The organism is Streptomyces sp. WI03-4A (assembly GCF_033792105.1).
GTDB classification, from domain to species: Bacteria; Actinomycetota; Actinomycetes; order Streptomycetales; family Streptomycetaceae; genus Streptomyces; species Streptomyces collinus_A.
The window spans coordinates 121,420-135,452 of the sequence record NZ_JARAUO010000002.1; the positions used below are offsets into that span (position 1 = coordinate 121,420).

Consider the following 14,033-nt stretch of genomic DNA (forward strand, 5'->3'; position numbering starts at 1 on the left):
CGATGACCACACTGCTGTCCGCCGTGCTCGTGAGCACCCTGGCCGCAGGTTGCTCCTCCGAGCACACGGATCCCCAGCGCCAGGCCGGTGGAACGACCACAAGCGGCCGCCCCTCACAAGGCGGAGCCGACGGTTTGGCCGGACCACCGATCACCGCCCAGAGCCTGCTCACAGCTCCCGTCCCACCCGCCTGCGGGCACCCCGCCGGCCGGCTGGTCCATGGCCAGCTTCCCGGTATCCCCAGCACTCACGGCAGGGTGCAACTCGGCTGGATCGACCGGCCCACGTCCCAACCGGACCTGCTTGCTATGGGTGACTTGGACGGCGACCGGCAGCAAGACGCCGCAGCCGTCATCACATGCGACGCGGGCGGCGTGCCTTGGCCCGACGTCATCGCCTTCTACACCAAAGGCCCCGCCCTGCTGGGCTCCGTCGACCTGCGCAACCTGCATTTGCGCGGCGTCGAGAGCGGGGAGAACGCAAGCGTCCAAACGCTGCGCTACCACCACGGTGCCGTGACCGCTCGATGGTCCACCCAGCAGGACGACGACCCGGCCGCATTTCCTAGCCTCGACTACCAAGTCGACCTCCGCTGGAACGGACGGAAGATCAACCCAACCTCGCCGAACGGGACCACGGAACGACCGACCGTCCACCGCTTCCTCACTGCCCTTAAACAGGACGACGTCGAAGCCGCCTCTGCCCTGGCCGCGCCCGGCGTCGCGGACTTGACAGCCCAGCAGTTACGCACCCACTCAGACGCGTACGGTGCCCCCGTCACCTGCTATGGAGGCAGCTACTCCTTCCCGTCCGACACAGCGGCTTTGCTCGCCAACGCCGGTATCGAATCCTTCGAGCGTCTGTGCTTGCTACCCACCACCATCAACGGCGCGCACGACGTCGTACTGGAACTACACAAGACCGGCTTCGCAAAATGGCAGGTTGCGGCCGTGCAGACCCTGTAGCGGGACGTCCGAACACGACCTCACTCCCCCCCACACCCCGGACACCACCAGCGCCAGCGCTCGCCAGACACGGGTGGTCACCATGGGACGTCGATCCGACCGTCACAGCGTGGGCCAGGGGCTTCTCGCAGACGACCGGGCACCGCAACGTCGTCGTGCGGCTTCAGCGGCGCTGTGGATTTCGCACCGCTCGACCGCGCCGGCGCCCTGGCCACCGTACAGACAACCGATATCCCTCGTGGGTGCACCGGCTCAAGATGGGCGGCCGACTGGTCGTTCCGCTGCCGATGCGCGGCATGACGCGCATCCGTCGACTTCGTCCGCGACGACCAGCGCCTGATCAGTGACGTCTAGGAGTTGTGCAGCTTCATCCCCTGGAGTTCCCCGGGAGGCTGCAGCTAGCGCACAATACACGTCGGCATACTCAGGCTTCGAAGCCTGACCGGTCGGTGAGCGGAGATCAACGGAGTTGGACGCAGAGACGATCGTCGCTATCACGGGTGCGGGCATCAGCATCGCGGCGGCGGTCATTTCAGGTTCGCAGGCTCGCAGCGCCAAAGAGCAGCTGAAATTGACGAAGGAGCAGTGGAAGGCACAGGAGGAAGACCGGCATGAGGCGAGCGGTCCGCAGTTCGAAGTGGAGTCCGTCACGTATGGTCCTCATCCCGCTGATGTCCTGATGCGCAGCCGCCCGGGAGGCAGGCCAACAGCACCCAACGACACGCGCTGTGCTGCCATCGCCCTGCGGCAGACGGCAGGACCCGCCTTGCTGGAGGCGATCGTCCGGGCGGACGGTATCTACCTACGCAACCTCGCCATCGCTCGCAAAATTCACCGAAACAATCAGTACGGCGACGAGGTCAGCGGCGGTGACGCCGTCTCGACAGGGCCGCTCGCCGCCGGTGGAACAGCCACCGTGTATATCGACCTAGCGCCGGAGCGAAAGTATCCCTTCCCTGTGCACCTAAGTCTTCTGTGTCACGGCCGGGACACCGCGATTCCCTGGCGTAGGGACATCACCCAGACCCTGCACGGACCGCAGGCTCCAGCCAGTGGTACCTCTTACTGAGCTCTTTCAGCGTTGCCTCTCCAGGGTGAGGACGGCGGCGGCGATGGCGGTCATCCGGTTGGGACTGCAGCGAGCTCTGCGGAAGATGTGCCAGGACTTCACGCCCTTGTCCAATGCCTGCAGCCCGCCGTCGCTGGTTTCCTTGACGTCCATGCCGTCGGCGTCCAACTCAAGCCTCAGCTCGGTCAGTTCCTTGCTGGACGCGGCCTGCGCCGACTTCACCACCAGCAGCTGAGTGAAGCCGTCCTGCTGCGCTCCCAGCCTCAGGTCGACACCGGGCAACACCTCGGGATAGGTCGCCGTGTCGCCCTCGAGTTGCGGGGCGGGCAGCCTCCCGGGCCAGGACATGGCCAGTGCTCGTCCAGCCTTCGTCATCCTCACCATCGGGGCGTCGCCGCCGCCGGAGAACTCAAGGCCGATCGTGGTGGCTTTCGGTGCCACCATGCCATCGCCTGTCCTGGCCAGATCGGTATCGATGGCCTTCCACACGCCATCCACGCGCACCCTCACCGGGCGGAGGTGTTCGCGGGACTCCAGTTTGCCGTCCGGTCCCGCGAAGACTTCACCGCTTTCCGAGCGCAGCGAGGTGATCTCCACCAGATGCCCCGACCGCTTGGCCTGAGCCACCGCATCCGCCTCGGTGACAGCCGTTCCCGTCGCGGAAGTGTGGAGTGCTTCGGGCGTTGGGTCGGCTCAGGGGGCGAAGCCGCCGGCGGAGTCGATGCCCGGCTCCAGCACTGCGCGCTGGAGTGGGCCGACGACCCGCCTCCTTGGGAGAGGCCGGTGTTCCCGACATCGACGGGTGACATCCAGTTGAGCCGGGCCGGCCCTGGGACCGCGAACGCGGGACCGAGGTCAGGTGGGCGTTGAACGGGGCATCGGACCGCAGTTCGGCCCGTGGCCTGGCCGGGCCGCGGTCCGTAGGCGATCAGTTCGGCAGGGCGCGCGAGCATCACTGTGCCTCCTGCGTAGAAGCGCTGCCGTCAGCGCTCCGTCAGCGGCGCGTCAGCGCTGCCTGTCAGTCTTTTCCGCGTGAAGGCAGCGGGGCATCACCCCGGGGCCGGAAACGAGGAGAGGTGCCCGGAGTGGTTGATCGGGGACCAGCGAGCGCGTCTCGAGGTCGGATCTTTCGGGGTCCACGCAGGTTCGAATCCTGCCCTCTCCGCCGAACGGCCTCTCGTGTCTGCACGGCTGGCGCGGCAATGGCTTGGTCCGCCGCGCAGGTTCCGGCGGTGCGCACGCCGAGCGTCAACGACGTTGATGGATGGGCTGAAGATCTGCTCCAGGATGTGCCGTGTCTCCGGCGAGGCCGACTCTCCGATGCTCAAGACCTCCTGCGTCTGGGGAGTGAGCCGCGACGTCAGCTTGTACGAAGCGGTGTTCGGCAGGTGAGGCCGGCTCCGCACGTCCTTTCCGGAGGTTTTCCGTGCGTTCACTCGACACCGCCCGCTCCGTGTGCGAGCGCATTCACCCCTGGCTGCTCAAGGAACTCGAGCAGAGCCCCTACCTCGAACGCGAGCGGCCTGGCAGCCCGGCCGTTGACCTGTTTCGCATGCATGGCGGAGTCGGCCTGCTGATACCCGGGAGGTACGGGGGCCACGAGGCCGACCCGCTGGACGCGCTCCGGGTCCAGCTGGCGCTCGGCTCGGTGTCGCCCTCGCTGATCGCAGCGGTCTCCATGCACCACTTCGCCGTCGCGATGCTCTCCTCGCTCGCGGCCAAAGGGGGTCGGCTCACCGACGAACAGAGTGCGCTGCTGCACCGGATCGTGCCCGAACAGTTGGTGCTGGCCTCGGGCTGGGCCGAGGGCCGCAGCGCCCAGGACATTGGCGAGCCCGCCGTGGTCGCACGTCCCGTGGAGGGTGGGTTTCTGCTGTCCGGCGCCACGAAGCCGTGCAGTCTGTCGCGTTCGATGAACCTGCTCGTCACGAGCGTCGACATCCGTGGTGGCAAGGGGTCCGGGCCCGAGCCGGCGCTCGCTCTGGTGGCCGCCGACGCGCCCGGGTTGAGCGTGCACCCGTTCTGGGTCAACGCCCTGCTTGGAGGCGCGGAGAGCGACGAGGTGCGGTTGGCCGAGGTGTTCGTTCCCAGCGGCCTCATGGTGCGGGCGGGTGCCGACGGATCCACCCTCCTCGACGGCCTGCGGTCGACCGGGTTCGTCTGGTTTCAGATGCTGATCTCGGCCGGCTACGCGGGTGGCGCCATGTGGCTCGTGGAGCAGGTCCTCGACCACCAGCGCGGCACCGCGGCGGAACGGGCCACCCTCACCGTCGACATGGAGGCCGCCGTCGCGCTCCTCGAGAGCGTCGCCCGGGCGACGGACCCCGCTCCCGGCGACGAGGATGCGATGGCCCGCGTCCTGGTGGCCCGCTACACCGTCCAGAACGCCCTGCCGGACATCGCGTCGCGCGCCCTGGAGCTGCTCGGGGGCATGCCGTTCATCTGTGGAAGCGAGCAGGCCCAGGTCGCGGCGGCCATGCGCGCCCTCGCCTTCCACCCGCCGTCCCGCTCCGCGAGCGCGGAGTCGCTGCTGAGGTACTTCGACTGCGGCTCCCTGGGGCCGGTCTGACCCGGCCGGCCCCAGGGAGCCGTGTCGGCCGCACCGTTCTGCGGCTGGGTGTCAGGCACGACGGTGGGCGTCCGGCGGCGAGCCCCGGGTTCCGGCAGCCGCGTGTGGAAGCCGCTGCCGGTGCCGGTGCCGGGAGCGGTGCGTCGCCACGGCCTGCTGCACCGCTTTTCGAGGTGCGTGGTGCGTGGTGTGGCCGTTCGGCGCGCCGGCGACGGGGCCCGCGTGCGGTGGAGCCGAGCGGCGGTGTCCCGGACGGCGAGGGGCCGTCGCGTGGGAGCCCCCGAGGGAACTCGCGCCGCCTGCCTGCGCGTCACGTAATGCTGAACGCCGACGCCGCGATGCCGCCGTCCACCGTCAGGGTCTGTCCGGTGACATAGGACGCGTCGTCGCTGGCCAGGAAGCGGACGCAGGCCGCGACCTCCTCGACGCGTCCAGGTCGTCTCATGGGTACCTGCGTGCGGGCCGAATCCTCGAAATGCCCTACTTCACGCGTGAGGTCCGTGCGAATGAGCCCGGGAGCGACCGCGTTCACCGTGATTCCCTTGGGTGCCATCTCGACGCCCAGGGCCCGGGTCAGGCCGGCGAGGCCCGACTTCGCCGCGGCGTAGTTAGCGGCGCCGGGCAGGGCCTGCTGGGCGAGGATCGAGGTGACGTTGATGATGCGGCCGTGCCGGGCCCGCACCATCGGTCCCAGGGCGCGCGCCGAGGCATGGTAGGCGGCTGTCAGGTTGACGTCGAGCACCTGGCGCCATTCGTCTTCGTCCATGGCGAGCAGCAGGCCGTCGGCGCGGATACCGGCGTTGTTCACCAGGACGGCCACCCGCCCGAAGCGTTCTTCCAGCGTCCCGAAAGTCCGGTCGAGCGCGTCGGGATCACGTAGATCGCAGGCCACTTCGATCGCCGTGCCGCCCGCGCCCTCGATGTCGGACACGACCGACTTGGCGGCTTGGCGATTGCGGAGGAATCCGACCGCAACCGGACGCCCGGCGGCGGCGAGTGCGCGTGCGACGGCCGCGCCGATGCCTCGGGAACCGCCGGTCACGAAGGCACAGCCGACGTGCGGATCGACCACTTCCTGCTCGCTTTCCTCAGCTCTTCGGGTCAGGGGTGGGCTCGATGTCACGTGCCGCTCACTTCGGCTGCTCGCCGGTCAGTCGCGCCAGTTGTCCGGCGGCCGATCGCGCGTCGGTGAAGTGGATGGCGTGCCAGCCCGCGGCCTGTGCGCCCGCGCAGTTCTTCTCCGTGTCGTCGATCAGCACGCAGGCTTCGGGCGGTACCCCTGCCCGGCTCGCCGCCAGCTCGAATATCTCGGCACCCGGTTTGCGGCATCCCACTTCGAAGGAGAGGACGACGTGATCGAACAGTTCGTCGACGTCGACCATGCGGCGCCACCGCTCGTCCCAGCTCGGGACCATGTTCGACATCAGGTTCACCCCGACACCGCGCCGGCGTAGCGTGCGCAGCGTCTGGACCCACTCGTGGTTGGCCGGCCGGCCGTCGAACCAGGCTTCGCCGAAGCTGCTCACTCCGACCGGCCTGCCGAGCGCTTCGGAGACCAGGTGCAGCCATGCCGGTTCGTCGATCATCGGCGTGTCGAGTGGCTCAAGGAGGTCCGAGGTGCCGAATCGGGCGCTGACGGTCCGTACCGCGCTCAGGAACTCCTGCGGGGTGAGGCCGTTGTCCGCGCAGAACTTGGCGAGACTTTCCTCGATGGGAGGGGTGAGGACGCCGCCGAAGTCGGTCCACACCGTCTTGACCGGGTATGCGCTCATGATTCCTCCACACCGCGGGTCAGGGTCACGCCGATCTCGGCGATCCTTTGCCCCCCTTGTTCGATGGCGACAAGGATCTCGCATGCGCCGGTCTCGGTCTGGGACGCGGGCAGCGCGGCACGGACCGTGACTGGCGCGTCCAACTCCACGAACTGGGCGAACCGTCCGGCGAGCCCGGTGAGGTGTCGGCCGCGCAGGGCGTGTCCGGGGGTGTTCACGGCCGACGTGATCAACTGCCGGGCGGCCTCGGTGAGTACGGACATCGTGACGTGGTCGTAGGGGTGGTCGAAGAGCGCGCGATTGGCCAGTGGCAGCGCGACCCGTGCCGATATCTCGCCCGCGTCGTGCGCCAGGTCGGCGAGGACCACGTTCAGGGGGTCGCGCCGGCCCACGGTGTGCGGCTGGGCCAGCCCGGGCTCCGGCCGGTAGACCAGGTCGGATGTCCACGGCGGTGGGGTGCCGCGCTGCGCGGTGCGCAGCATGTCCTGTTCCGCGTGGTCCAGGAATCGGCCCTTGGCCTGGAGGGTCGCGACCTGCCGGCCGCCGGCGAAGACGCGCTGTTTGCAGATCCCGGCGCGCGGGCGGCCGCGGCGCACGCGGGTGAAGGGGAACTCGCCGGCGATGCGCAGATCGGTGACGGGCTGGTCGCCGGGCCACGCGGCCGGCTCGGCGACGTGCAGATGCCATTCCTCGGGGATCGCGACGACGTTCGCGTCGACGCCCAGTTCATGGGCCGTCGCGGACCCCGCCTGCCTGCAGATCTCCATGATGAGCAGGGGGTCCACCGTCATCGCCGGCTCGTGGTCGTTGTAGTACGCGTGGTAGGCCGGGAGTTGTGCGGCAAGGGCCACGCGGCCGTCTCCCAGTGCGCGGACGTCGGTGATGAACACCTCGGATACCGCTGCCCGGTGCACTCGGCGGCGATCGATCGTGCGGTCGAACGACAGGGCGACATCCTCGTCGAGCCGCCACTCTTGTAGGTCTTCCACGACATTGACGTGCGTCACGCCCGGTGTCACCTCTCACGCTGCTGGAGTCGTAGGAATCTCGACACGGCACTGCGCCGCGCGTGGGGGGAGCCCCGCCGCAGGCGCGCCGCGGCGGGGCTCATGGATCACACGCCGCCGTACATGTAGAAGGCGGTGATCCGCCCCTCGTCGTCGCGGACGTAGAAGTCCCGGCCGGAGCGGAGGATGTTGCCGTCGGGGGCAGTGATGGTCCACTCCTGGTAGATGCCGTTGTCGTTCTCCACGGTTTTCCCGTAGTTGAAGGCGACGCCGGCCCCCTGGATCTGGTCCCGGTTCACCTGGGCCATGTTCGCCACGATCTCGTCGCGCCCGGTGAACTTGAGATTCTCCCCCGCGACTCGGTGGACGGCGGACGGTGCGAAGACCTTTTCCGCCAAGGCGCGGCGCTGCTCGTCGTCGTGCGTCTGCCAGGCCATCAGCAGGGTGTCCATGAGTTCTTTGACGTCCACTCGGTTTCCTCTTGTCGGGGTGTGCGTTTTTCCTTGCACTGCGGCGAGTTCGGCTGTCTCAGGCTGTGGCGGCGTAGAACCGCTCGAGCATCGGGACGTCGGTCAGGTGGGTGTCGATGGTGGTGATGCGCCCGGACCTGACCGTGAAGACCAGTGCCAGCCATTCGTCGAGCGGGAGGGGCTTGTCGGCCGTGTTGTGGATGGTCGCGACGATGCTGCGGCTGCCGATGTGCAGGTGCTGCGGGTCCGTGGTGAGCTGTGCGGCGTCGATGGCCTGGGCCCGCTCGACCACCGCCTTCGGCCCTACGGCGTCGCCGGAGATGCGCGAGTTTCCGGGCAGGGACCAGACCACTTCGGGGTCGAGCAGTTCGGCCACCCGGTCCCAGTCCTGCCGCCTCGCGGCGGCCAGCATTTCCCCGACGACCGCGGCGTCCTTGTCGGTCACGACGGGGGCGTTCTCAAGGTGGTGCGACATGCGCAGCGCCCTTTCTGTTTGGGATTCGTTTCCCGCGGTGCTGCCGGCGGGTCAGATGTGCCGGCGCGTCAACGGCGCCGGGGGTCGGGTTATCGCGCGCTCCCGAAGGTGGGCAGTTCGCCGTGGCGGCGGGCTGCCAGCGCATGGCGCATGTCGTCGGTGAGCATTCCTTCGGCGAACACGCGGTGTTCGTTCCTCATGTGCTCGGTGAGCGTCGCGAAGGCGGAGTCATGCACCAGTCGTTTGGCCGCTGTCACGGAATGGCGGGCGCTGCGGGTGAGGCCCGTGGCGAGCTCAAGAGCGTGCTCGTGCAGGTCCGCGGCCGGTACCACCGTGGTGACGAGCCCCTGGGCGTGCGCCCGGGCCGCACGGATGACGGGCTGTTCCAGGAGCAGTTCCAGGGCCTTTGCGGGGCTCAGCACCCTGGGCAGCAGCCAGCTCATCCCTCCGTCGGTCGACGAACCGAGCGCGCCGTAGCCGAAGTTGAACTTGGCCCGGTCGGAGGCGACGCGCACGTCGCAGGCCAGGGCCAGGGAGAATCCGGCGCCCGCGGCCTGGCCGTGCACGGCGGCGATCACCGGGCAGGGCATCGTGTACAGGTTCTCCACGAGCGTCGCCAGCACTTCGGTGCGGCGCAGCCAGTGTGCGCGGACCGCGTCGTCGGCACCGCCGAGCACTGCGTCGAACTCGTCGAGCGGGCCGCCGAGCGAGAAGTGCGGGCCCGCACCGGTGATGATCACCGCGCCGACCTTGTCGTCCCGGGCGAGCGCGGACGTCTCGCTCACCAGCGCGTCGGTCATCTCGACGTCGAGGACATTGTGACGCTCCGGCCTGTTCATGGTCAGCACGACCACGTCGCCGAACGAGTCACGGCGCACGGCCGGCCCTTCAGTCATGGCACACCACGGCCTGGTGCGTGGTGAAGGCCTGGTTCGTGCTCAACTCGCATCCTCCTGACCTGCGGTGGCCGCGGCGGCACGGACGTCGTCCTTCGTGATCGCACCGCCGTCGCCGGTGCCCGTGAGGTCCCTGAGCTCCACGCCCAGCTCGCGGGCGAGCCGCCGTACGACGGGAGCCGCCGTGACGCGCCCACGCTGCTGCCCCTTCGCGGGCAGCCTGCGGGCCGGGTGCTCGGCCGCCCCGGCCGCCGGTGGCGGGGTCTGACCGACGAGGTGGGTGGTGCCGCCCGCGGGCGGCTGCTGGCCCCGTGGCCCGATCACGGACACCAGGGGTGCGCCCACTGGCACCGTCCTGGTGACGTCGGCATGCAGCACGGTGATGCGTCCCCGGTACGGCGAGGGCAGTTCCACGGTCGATTTGACCGTCTCGACCACCACCACCGGCTGGTCGATCTCGACCACGTCACCGACCGCGACCAGCCACTCCATGATCTCCGCTGAGACCAGGCCCTCGCCGAGGTCGGGCAGGACGAACACGCACTCGGTCGTGTCCTCGCTCGCCGTCCCTGCCGTGTCAGGTGTCGTCATCGGGGCGCTCACGCATCCTTGAAGGTGGCCGCGACGGCGTCCAGGACCCTGGCGACGGTCGGCAGGTAGAACCGCTCCAGTTGAGGAGGCGGGTAGGGGATGTCCAGGCCGGTGACGCGCCGCACCGGTGCCTCCAGGTAAGCGAAGCAGCGTTCGGTCACGCGGGCGGCCACCTCGGCGCCGAAGCCGCCGAAGCCGGAGGCTTCGTGCACCATCACCGCGCGGCCGGTGCGCATCACCGCCTCGCACACGGTGTCTTCGTCGAACGGCACGAGTGAGCGCAGGTCCACGACGGATAGGTCGTAGCCGTCCGCCGCCGCGGCGTCGGCTGCCGCGAGTGCGATCGGCAGCGCGGGCCCGTAGGTGATCAACGTGGCGTCGGTTCCGGTACGGCGTACGACCGCCCGGCCGATGGGCTCGACCTCGGCGGGGAGGTCGACGGGGGCGGTCTCCCAGTACAGCCGCTTGGGTTCGAAGAACAGCGCGGGGTCGGCGCCGTCGATCGCCTGCCGCAGCATGCCGTAGGCGTCGGCGACGGTGGCGGGTGTGAGCACATGCAGGCCCGGTGTGTGCGCCGCGTACGCCTCGGACGAGTCGCTGTGGTGTTCCACGGCGCCGATGCCGCCGCCGTAGGGGATGCGGACGACGACCGGGGCCGGCAGGGTGCCCCGGGTCCGGTTCCGCATCTTCGCCAGATGGCTGACCATCTGCTCGAAGGCCGGGTAGGCGAACGCGTCGAACTGCATCTCCACGACGGTCCGGGCGCCGTAGAACGACATCCCGATCGCGGCGCCGAGGATGCCCGCTTCGCAGATCGGGGTGTCGAAGCAGCGGTGCTCGCCGAACTCGGCCAGCAGACCGTCGGTCGCGCGGAACACTCCGCCCAGGTGCCCGACGTCCTCGCCGAAGACGACCACGCGCTCGTCGTCCCGCATCGCGTCGCTCAGCGCGGAGTTGATGGCGGTGACCATCGAGACGGCCGGTGCCGTCGCCGGCGCGGTGGTGATCTGGGCTGTCGTCTCGGTCGTCATGCGATCCCCCTCTCGGCGAGTTCCCGTGCCTGCTCCAGCAGTTGGGGCGTCGGCCGGGCGTAGACGTGCTCGAACATCTCGGCGGGCGTCGGCGTCTCGTAGCGGGTGACCTCCTGCCGGGTCCGTGCGGCGAAGTCGGCGGCTTCCTCGTCGATCGCGCGCTGCGCGGCGTCGTCGAGGAGGTCGTGGGCGCGCAGCGTCGAGGCGAGGCGGGCGACGGGATCCTTGTCCCGCCAGGCCAGGGGCTCGGCGGGGTCGCGGTAGCGGGAGGGGTCGTCGGCGTTGGTGTGCGGTGCCATGCGGTAGGTGAGCGCTTCGATCAGGGTCGGTCCACGTCCCGCGCGGGCCGCGTCGACGGCGTTCGCCACGGCCCGGTGGACCGCGCCGAAGTCGTTGCCGTCGATCTGTAAGCCGGTGATCCCGTAGCCCGCGGCCTTCGCAGCCAGCGTTTCGGCTCGGGTCTGCTTGGCGAGGGGCACTGAGATCGCGTAGCGGTTGTTCTGCACGAGGAAGACCACCGGCGTGTCGTACACCGCCGCCAGGTTCACGGCCTCGTGGAAGACGCCCTCGCTGGTGGCCCCGTCGCCGCACAGCACCATCGCGACCACGTCGTCCCCGCTCAGCCGCGCGGCCATCGTCAGTCCGACCGCGTGGGCGGCCTGTGTCGCCAGTGGCGTGCAGTGCGGCGCGGTGCGGGTGGCCCTGGGGTCGTAGCCGCAGTGCCAGTCGCCGCGCAACAGTGTCAGCGCCTCTCCGGGTCCGACGCCGCGGCTGACGACGGCCACCGAGTCACGGTAGGTGGGAAACAGCCAGTCGGTGTTCCGTAAGGCCGTCACGGCGCCGACCTGGCAGGCCTCCTGGCCCAGCGACGACGGGTAGACCGCGAGACTGCCCTGCTTGGCCAGGTTCGTCGCCTGCTGATCGAATCGGCGGCCGATGACCATTTTCCGGTAGCCGCGCAGCAGCACGGCGTCTTCTTCACTTGCCGGCGGCGACACCATGGTGGTGGCCGCATTCGAGCTGGTCATTGCACTCCACTCCTCGATGAGGTTGGACGCAACACGGATCCCCCGTGTCTGTACGGAAATCGATGGGCCTGGGGCCAGGAGCGTGCAGGGGGTGAGGGGCCGGTTCCGCAGAACCGGTGTCAGACAGTGGCCGTGCAGGTCACGCGTGCCTGCACGCCTTCCACCCGATCACGCCGGCGCCCCAGGTGAATCCGGCACCGAAAGCGCCGAGCACGACGGTGTGCCCCGGCTTGAGCCTGCCGTCGTCGTGCGCTTGGCGAAGGGCAAGCGGAATCGAGGCCGCTGATGTGTTGCCGAACTGATCGACGTAGGAGGCGGCGCGCTCGGGGCTGAAGCCCAGTTGCCGGACGACCGCCTTGAGGATTCTGCTGTTCGCCTGGTGGCAGACGAGCAGGTCGACGTCGTCCTGGGTGATGTCGTGCGCGGCCAGGGCCGATTCGACCTCGTCGGTCATGGCTTCGACCGCGGAGGCATAGACCTGGGCGCCGTCCATGCGGACGGCTCTGTCCTCATGGTCGACGTACAGGGCGTCGGCGTACTCGGCCGCGGACCCGAACGACAGGAACGGGACGCAGACGTCGCACACGGCACCGCGCTGTGCCTCGACCAGGACGGCTCCGGCGCCGTCGCCGAACAGTACGGCGGTGTTGCGGTCCGCCGGGTCGGTCAGGCGGGACATGGCGTCCGCGCCGACGACCAGGATGCGGTCCGCCGAACCGTGGCTGACCCGCGAGATGGCGTAGTCCAGTGCGTAGAGGAACCCGGTGCAGGCGCCGTTGACATCGACCGCGCCGGGCGACCCGGCGCCGATCAGGTGGCCGACAACCGGTGCGAGGCCGGGTGACAGCCGGTCGGGCGTGCTGGTCGCCGCGACGACGAAGTCCACGTCCGAAGCGCCGATGCCGGCGTCGTCGAGCGCTTGCGTGGCCGCGGCGGCGGCGAGTTCGGCGAGCCGTTCACCGGGCTGGAGGTGGTACCGGCGGCGCACGCCGGTCCGGTCGAGGATCCACTCGTCCGAGACCCCCAGGTCCGCGAAGGCAGCATTCTCGACCGCCGTGGCAGGCAGGGCCGCGCCCACTCCGGAGACGACGACGCTCATGGCAGCCTCCCTTCCGATGGGTTCTCGGTGCAGGTGGACATCCGGAACGTGCACGTCGATGTGGTCCGCGCACCCTGACGTGCTACGACGGTGATCTCGGCGCCCGCGTCGCCGGCGCCCGCGGTCTCGGACGCGACCCACGACACGATCCGCAGCGCGGGCGGCGTGTCCAGCTCCGCGAAGCTGGTGAAGTCCAGCGCGGTGTCCTGCGTGTGGACGCGGTCGACCGGAGTACCGGTGGCCTCGGCGAAGGAGAGCACGGCCAACTGGCGGGCGCCCTCCGCGATCATCATGCCCGGATAGTGGTCGAGCGGGCGGTCGAAGAATGTGGGAGGCGTCTGCGGTAGCAGCAAGCAACTCGCCTCACGCACAGGCCCGGTGACCTGGCCGATGAAGACGTTCTCCGGGAATCGCCTGCCGACCCTCTGCGGCCGCTCAGGGACGACGCGGCCCACGGGCGCCTCAGGTCGTCTGCGCCCGTCCTCGCCCCTCATCGCGCTGTACGTCTCCGGCGCCAGGAATCCGACCAGGCCGTCGCACCGAGCGAGGGGCCGGCCGTCCACGACGCAGTGGACCGGCCCCGCTGCGGCATAGGGAACACTGGATCCATTGCGGCGCACCAGTTCCTCGGAGAAGACGATGACCGCATGCTCGGCACTGACGGCCGCAGCCGGTTCGCTGATCCGGAGGTCCACGGTGCGCAGCACGAACTGGTGGGTCAGCGGAACGCCGAGCAGGGTGTGCGCGATGACTTCCACGCCTTGCCGCATGAACTCGGCGAGGTGCAGCGCGTCGTACCGGTCGATCACCGAGTCACTGAAATAGCGGTGCGCCCTCGGCAGGGTGCCGACCGCGGTGAGCATGCCGGTGCCCGGGTGGCGTGCGACGTCGTTGATGAAGACGTCTTCGCCGGACTCCTTGTGCGCGTACCTGCGGTCGACGGTCGTGGTGGTGTTCAGGCCGAGCTTGTCGGGTGTGTACGACGGCCACGAGGGTGCGGCGGTCGCTTCGCGGCCGGGCACCCGGTGGGCGGGTCGAGTGATCTGTCGAGTGATCTGCAC

The 14,033-nt window shown here is 69.5% G+C and carries 14 protein-coding genes and 2 pseudogenes; 4 read left to right on the forward strand and 12 right to left on the reverse strand.

Features of this window, described 5'->3' with window-relative positions:
* The first annotated feature begins 2 nt into the window (after positions 1-2).
* Entirely contained in the window at positions 3-965 is a 963-nt protein-coding gene (locus tag PV343_RS03490; RefSeq protein WP_319145263.1) for a hypothetical protein, read from the forward strand.
* Positions 966-1,434: 469 nt separating this feature from the next.
* Positions 1,435-2,034 (forward strand): hypothetical protein, encoded by a 600-nt coding sequence (locus PV343_RS03495; protein ID WP_319145264.1) that lies wholly within the window; start codon positions 1,435-1,437, stop codon positions 2,032-2,034.
* Between the two features lie 6 nt (positions 2,035-2,040).
* Here the strand turns inward: PV343_RS03495 and PV343_RS03500 are convergent.
* Positions 2,041-2,136: pseudogene (locus PV343_RS03500) on the reverse strand (IS5/IS1182 family transposase); the annotation flags it as partial.
* 968 nt (positions 2,137-3,104) lie between these two features.
* Between PV343_RS03500 and PV343_RS03505 the strand changes: the two are divergent.
* Positions 3,105-3,199, forward strand: a pseudogene (locus PV343_RS03505).
* Between the two features lie 261 nt (positions 3,200-3,460).
* Positions 3,461-4,603 carry an acyl-CoA dehydrogenase family protein gene (locus PV343_RS03510; protein WP_319145265.1) on the forward strand — a complete coding sequence of 381 codons (1,143 nt, stop codon included), beginning with the start codon at positions 3,461-3,463 and terminating at the stop codon, positions 4,601-4,603.
* A 310-nt stretch (positions 4,604-4,913) separates the two neighbouring features.
* Here the strand turns inward: PV343_RS03510 and PV343_RS03515 are convergent, their stop codons facing one another.
* The 11 genes from PV343_RS03515 to PV343_RS03565 all read right to left on the reverse strand — a co-directional run bounded on the left by PV343_RS03515 (position 4,914) and on the right by PV343_RS03565 (position 14,033).
* Positions 4,914-5,675, reverse strand: coding sequence for a 3-oxoacyl-ACP reductase family protein (locus PV343_RS03515; RefSeq protein WP_319145266.1), 762 nt, complete (start codon positions 5,673-5,675; stop codon positions 4,914-4,916).
* Between the two features lie 58 nt (positions 5,676-5,733).
* Complete coding sequence (locus PV343_RS03520; protein WP_319145267.1) at positions 5,734-6,375, reverse strand: HAD family hydrolase; 642 nt, start codon at positions 6,373-6,375, stop codon at positions 5,734-5,736.
* Positions 6,372-7,382 (reverse strand): AfsA-related hotdog domain-containing protein, encoded by a 1,011-nt coding sequence (locus PV343_RS03525; protein ID WP_319145268.1) that lies wholly within the window; start codon positions 7,380-7,382, stop codon positions 6,372-6,374. Before PV343_RS03525 ends, PV343_RS03520 begins: the two co-directional genes overlap by 4 nt.
* A 107-nt stretch (positions 7,383-7,489) precedes the next feature.
* The gene (locus PV343_RS03530) at positions 7,490-7,852 is read right to left on the reverse strand and encodes a hypothetical protein (RefSeq protein WP_319145269.1); all 363 of its coding nucleotides are present in this window, start codon (positions 7,850-7,852) and stop codon (positions 7,490-7,492) included.
* A 58-nt stretch (positions 7,853-7,910) separates the two neighbouring features.
* A complete protein-coding gene (locus PV343_RS03535; RefSeq protein ID WP_319145270.1) occupies positions 7,911-8,327 on the reverse strand; it encodes a nuclear transport factor 2 family protein in 417 nt (138 codons plus the stop codon).
* An 89-nt stretch (positions 8,328-8,416) separates the two neighbouring features.
* The gene (locus PV343_RS03540) at positions 8,417-9,223 is read right to left on the reverse strand and encodes an enoyl-CoA hydratase/isomerase family protein (protein ID WP_319145271.1); all 807 of its coding nucleotides are present in this window, start codon (positions 9,221-9,223) and stop codon (positions 8,417-8,419) included.
* A 42-nt stretch (positions 9,224-9,265) separates the two neighbouring features.
* On the reverse strand, positions 9,266-9,814 hold the full coding sequence (locus PV343_RS03545; RefSeq protein ID WP_319145272.1) for a biotin/lipoyl-containing protein: 549 nt from the start codon (positions 9,812-9,814) through the stop codon (positions 9,266-9,268).
* An 8-nt stretch (positions 9,815-9,822) separates the two neighbouring features.
* Positions 9,823-10,845, reverse strand: coding sequence for an alpha-ketoacid dehydrogenase subunit beta (locus PV343_RS03550; RefSeq protein WP_319145273.1), 1,023 nt, complete (start codon positions 10,843-10,845; stop codon positions 9,823-9,825).
* The gene (locus PV343_RS03555) at positions 10,842-11,873 is read right to left on the reverse strand and encodes a thiamine pyrophosphate-dependent enzyme (RefSeq protein WP_319145274.1); all 1,032 of its coding nucleotides are present in this window, start codon (positions 11,871-11,873) and stop codon (positions 10,842-10,844) included. Before PV343_RS03555 ends, PV343_RS03550 begins: the two co-directional genes overlap by 4 nt.
* A 139-nt stretch (positions 11,874-12,012) precedes the next feature.
* Complete coding sequence (locus PV343_RS03560; RefSeq protein ID WP_319145275.1) at positions 12,013-12,972, reverse strand: beta-ketoacyl-ACP synthase 3; 960 nt, start codon at positions 12,970-12,972, stop codon at positions 12,013-12,015.
* Entirely contained in the window at positions 12,969-14,033 is a 1,065-nt protein-coding gene (locus tag PV343_RS03565; RefSeq protein ID WP_319145276.1) for an AfsA-related hotdog domain-containing protein, read from the reverse strand. The genes PV343_RS03560 and PV343_RS03565 overlap by 4 nt, the downstream gene beginning before the upstream one ends.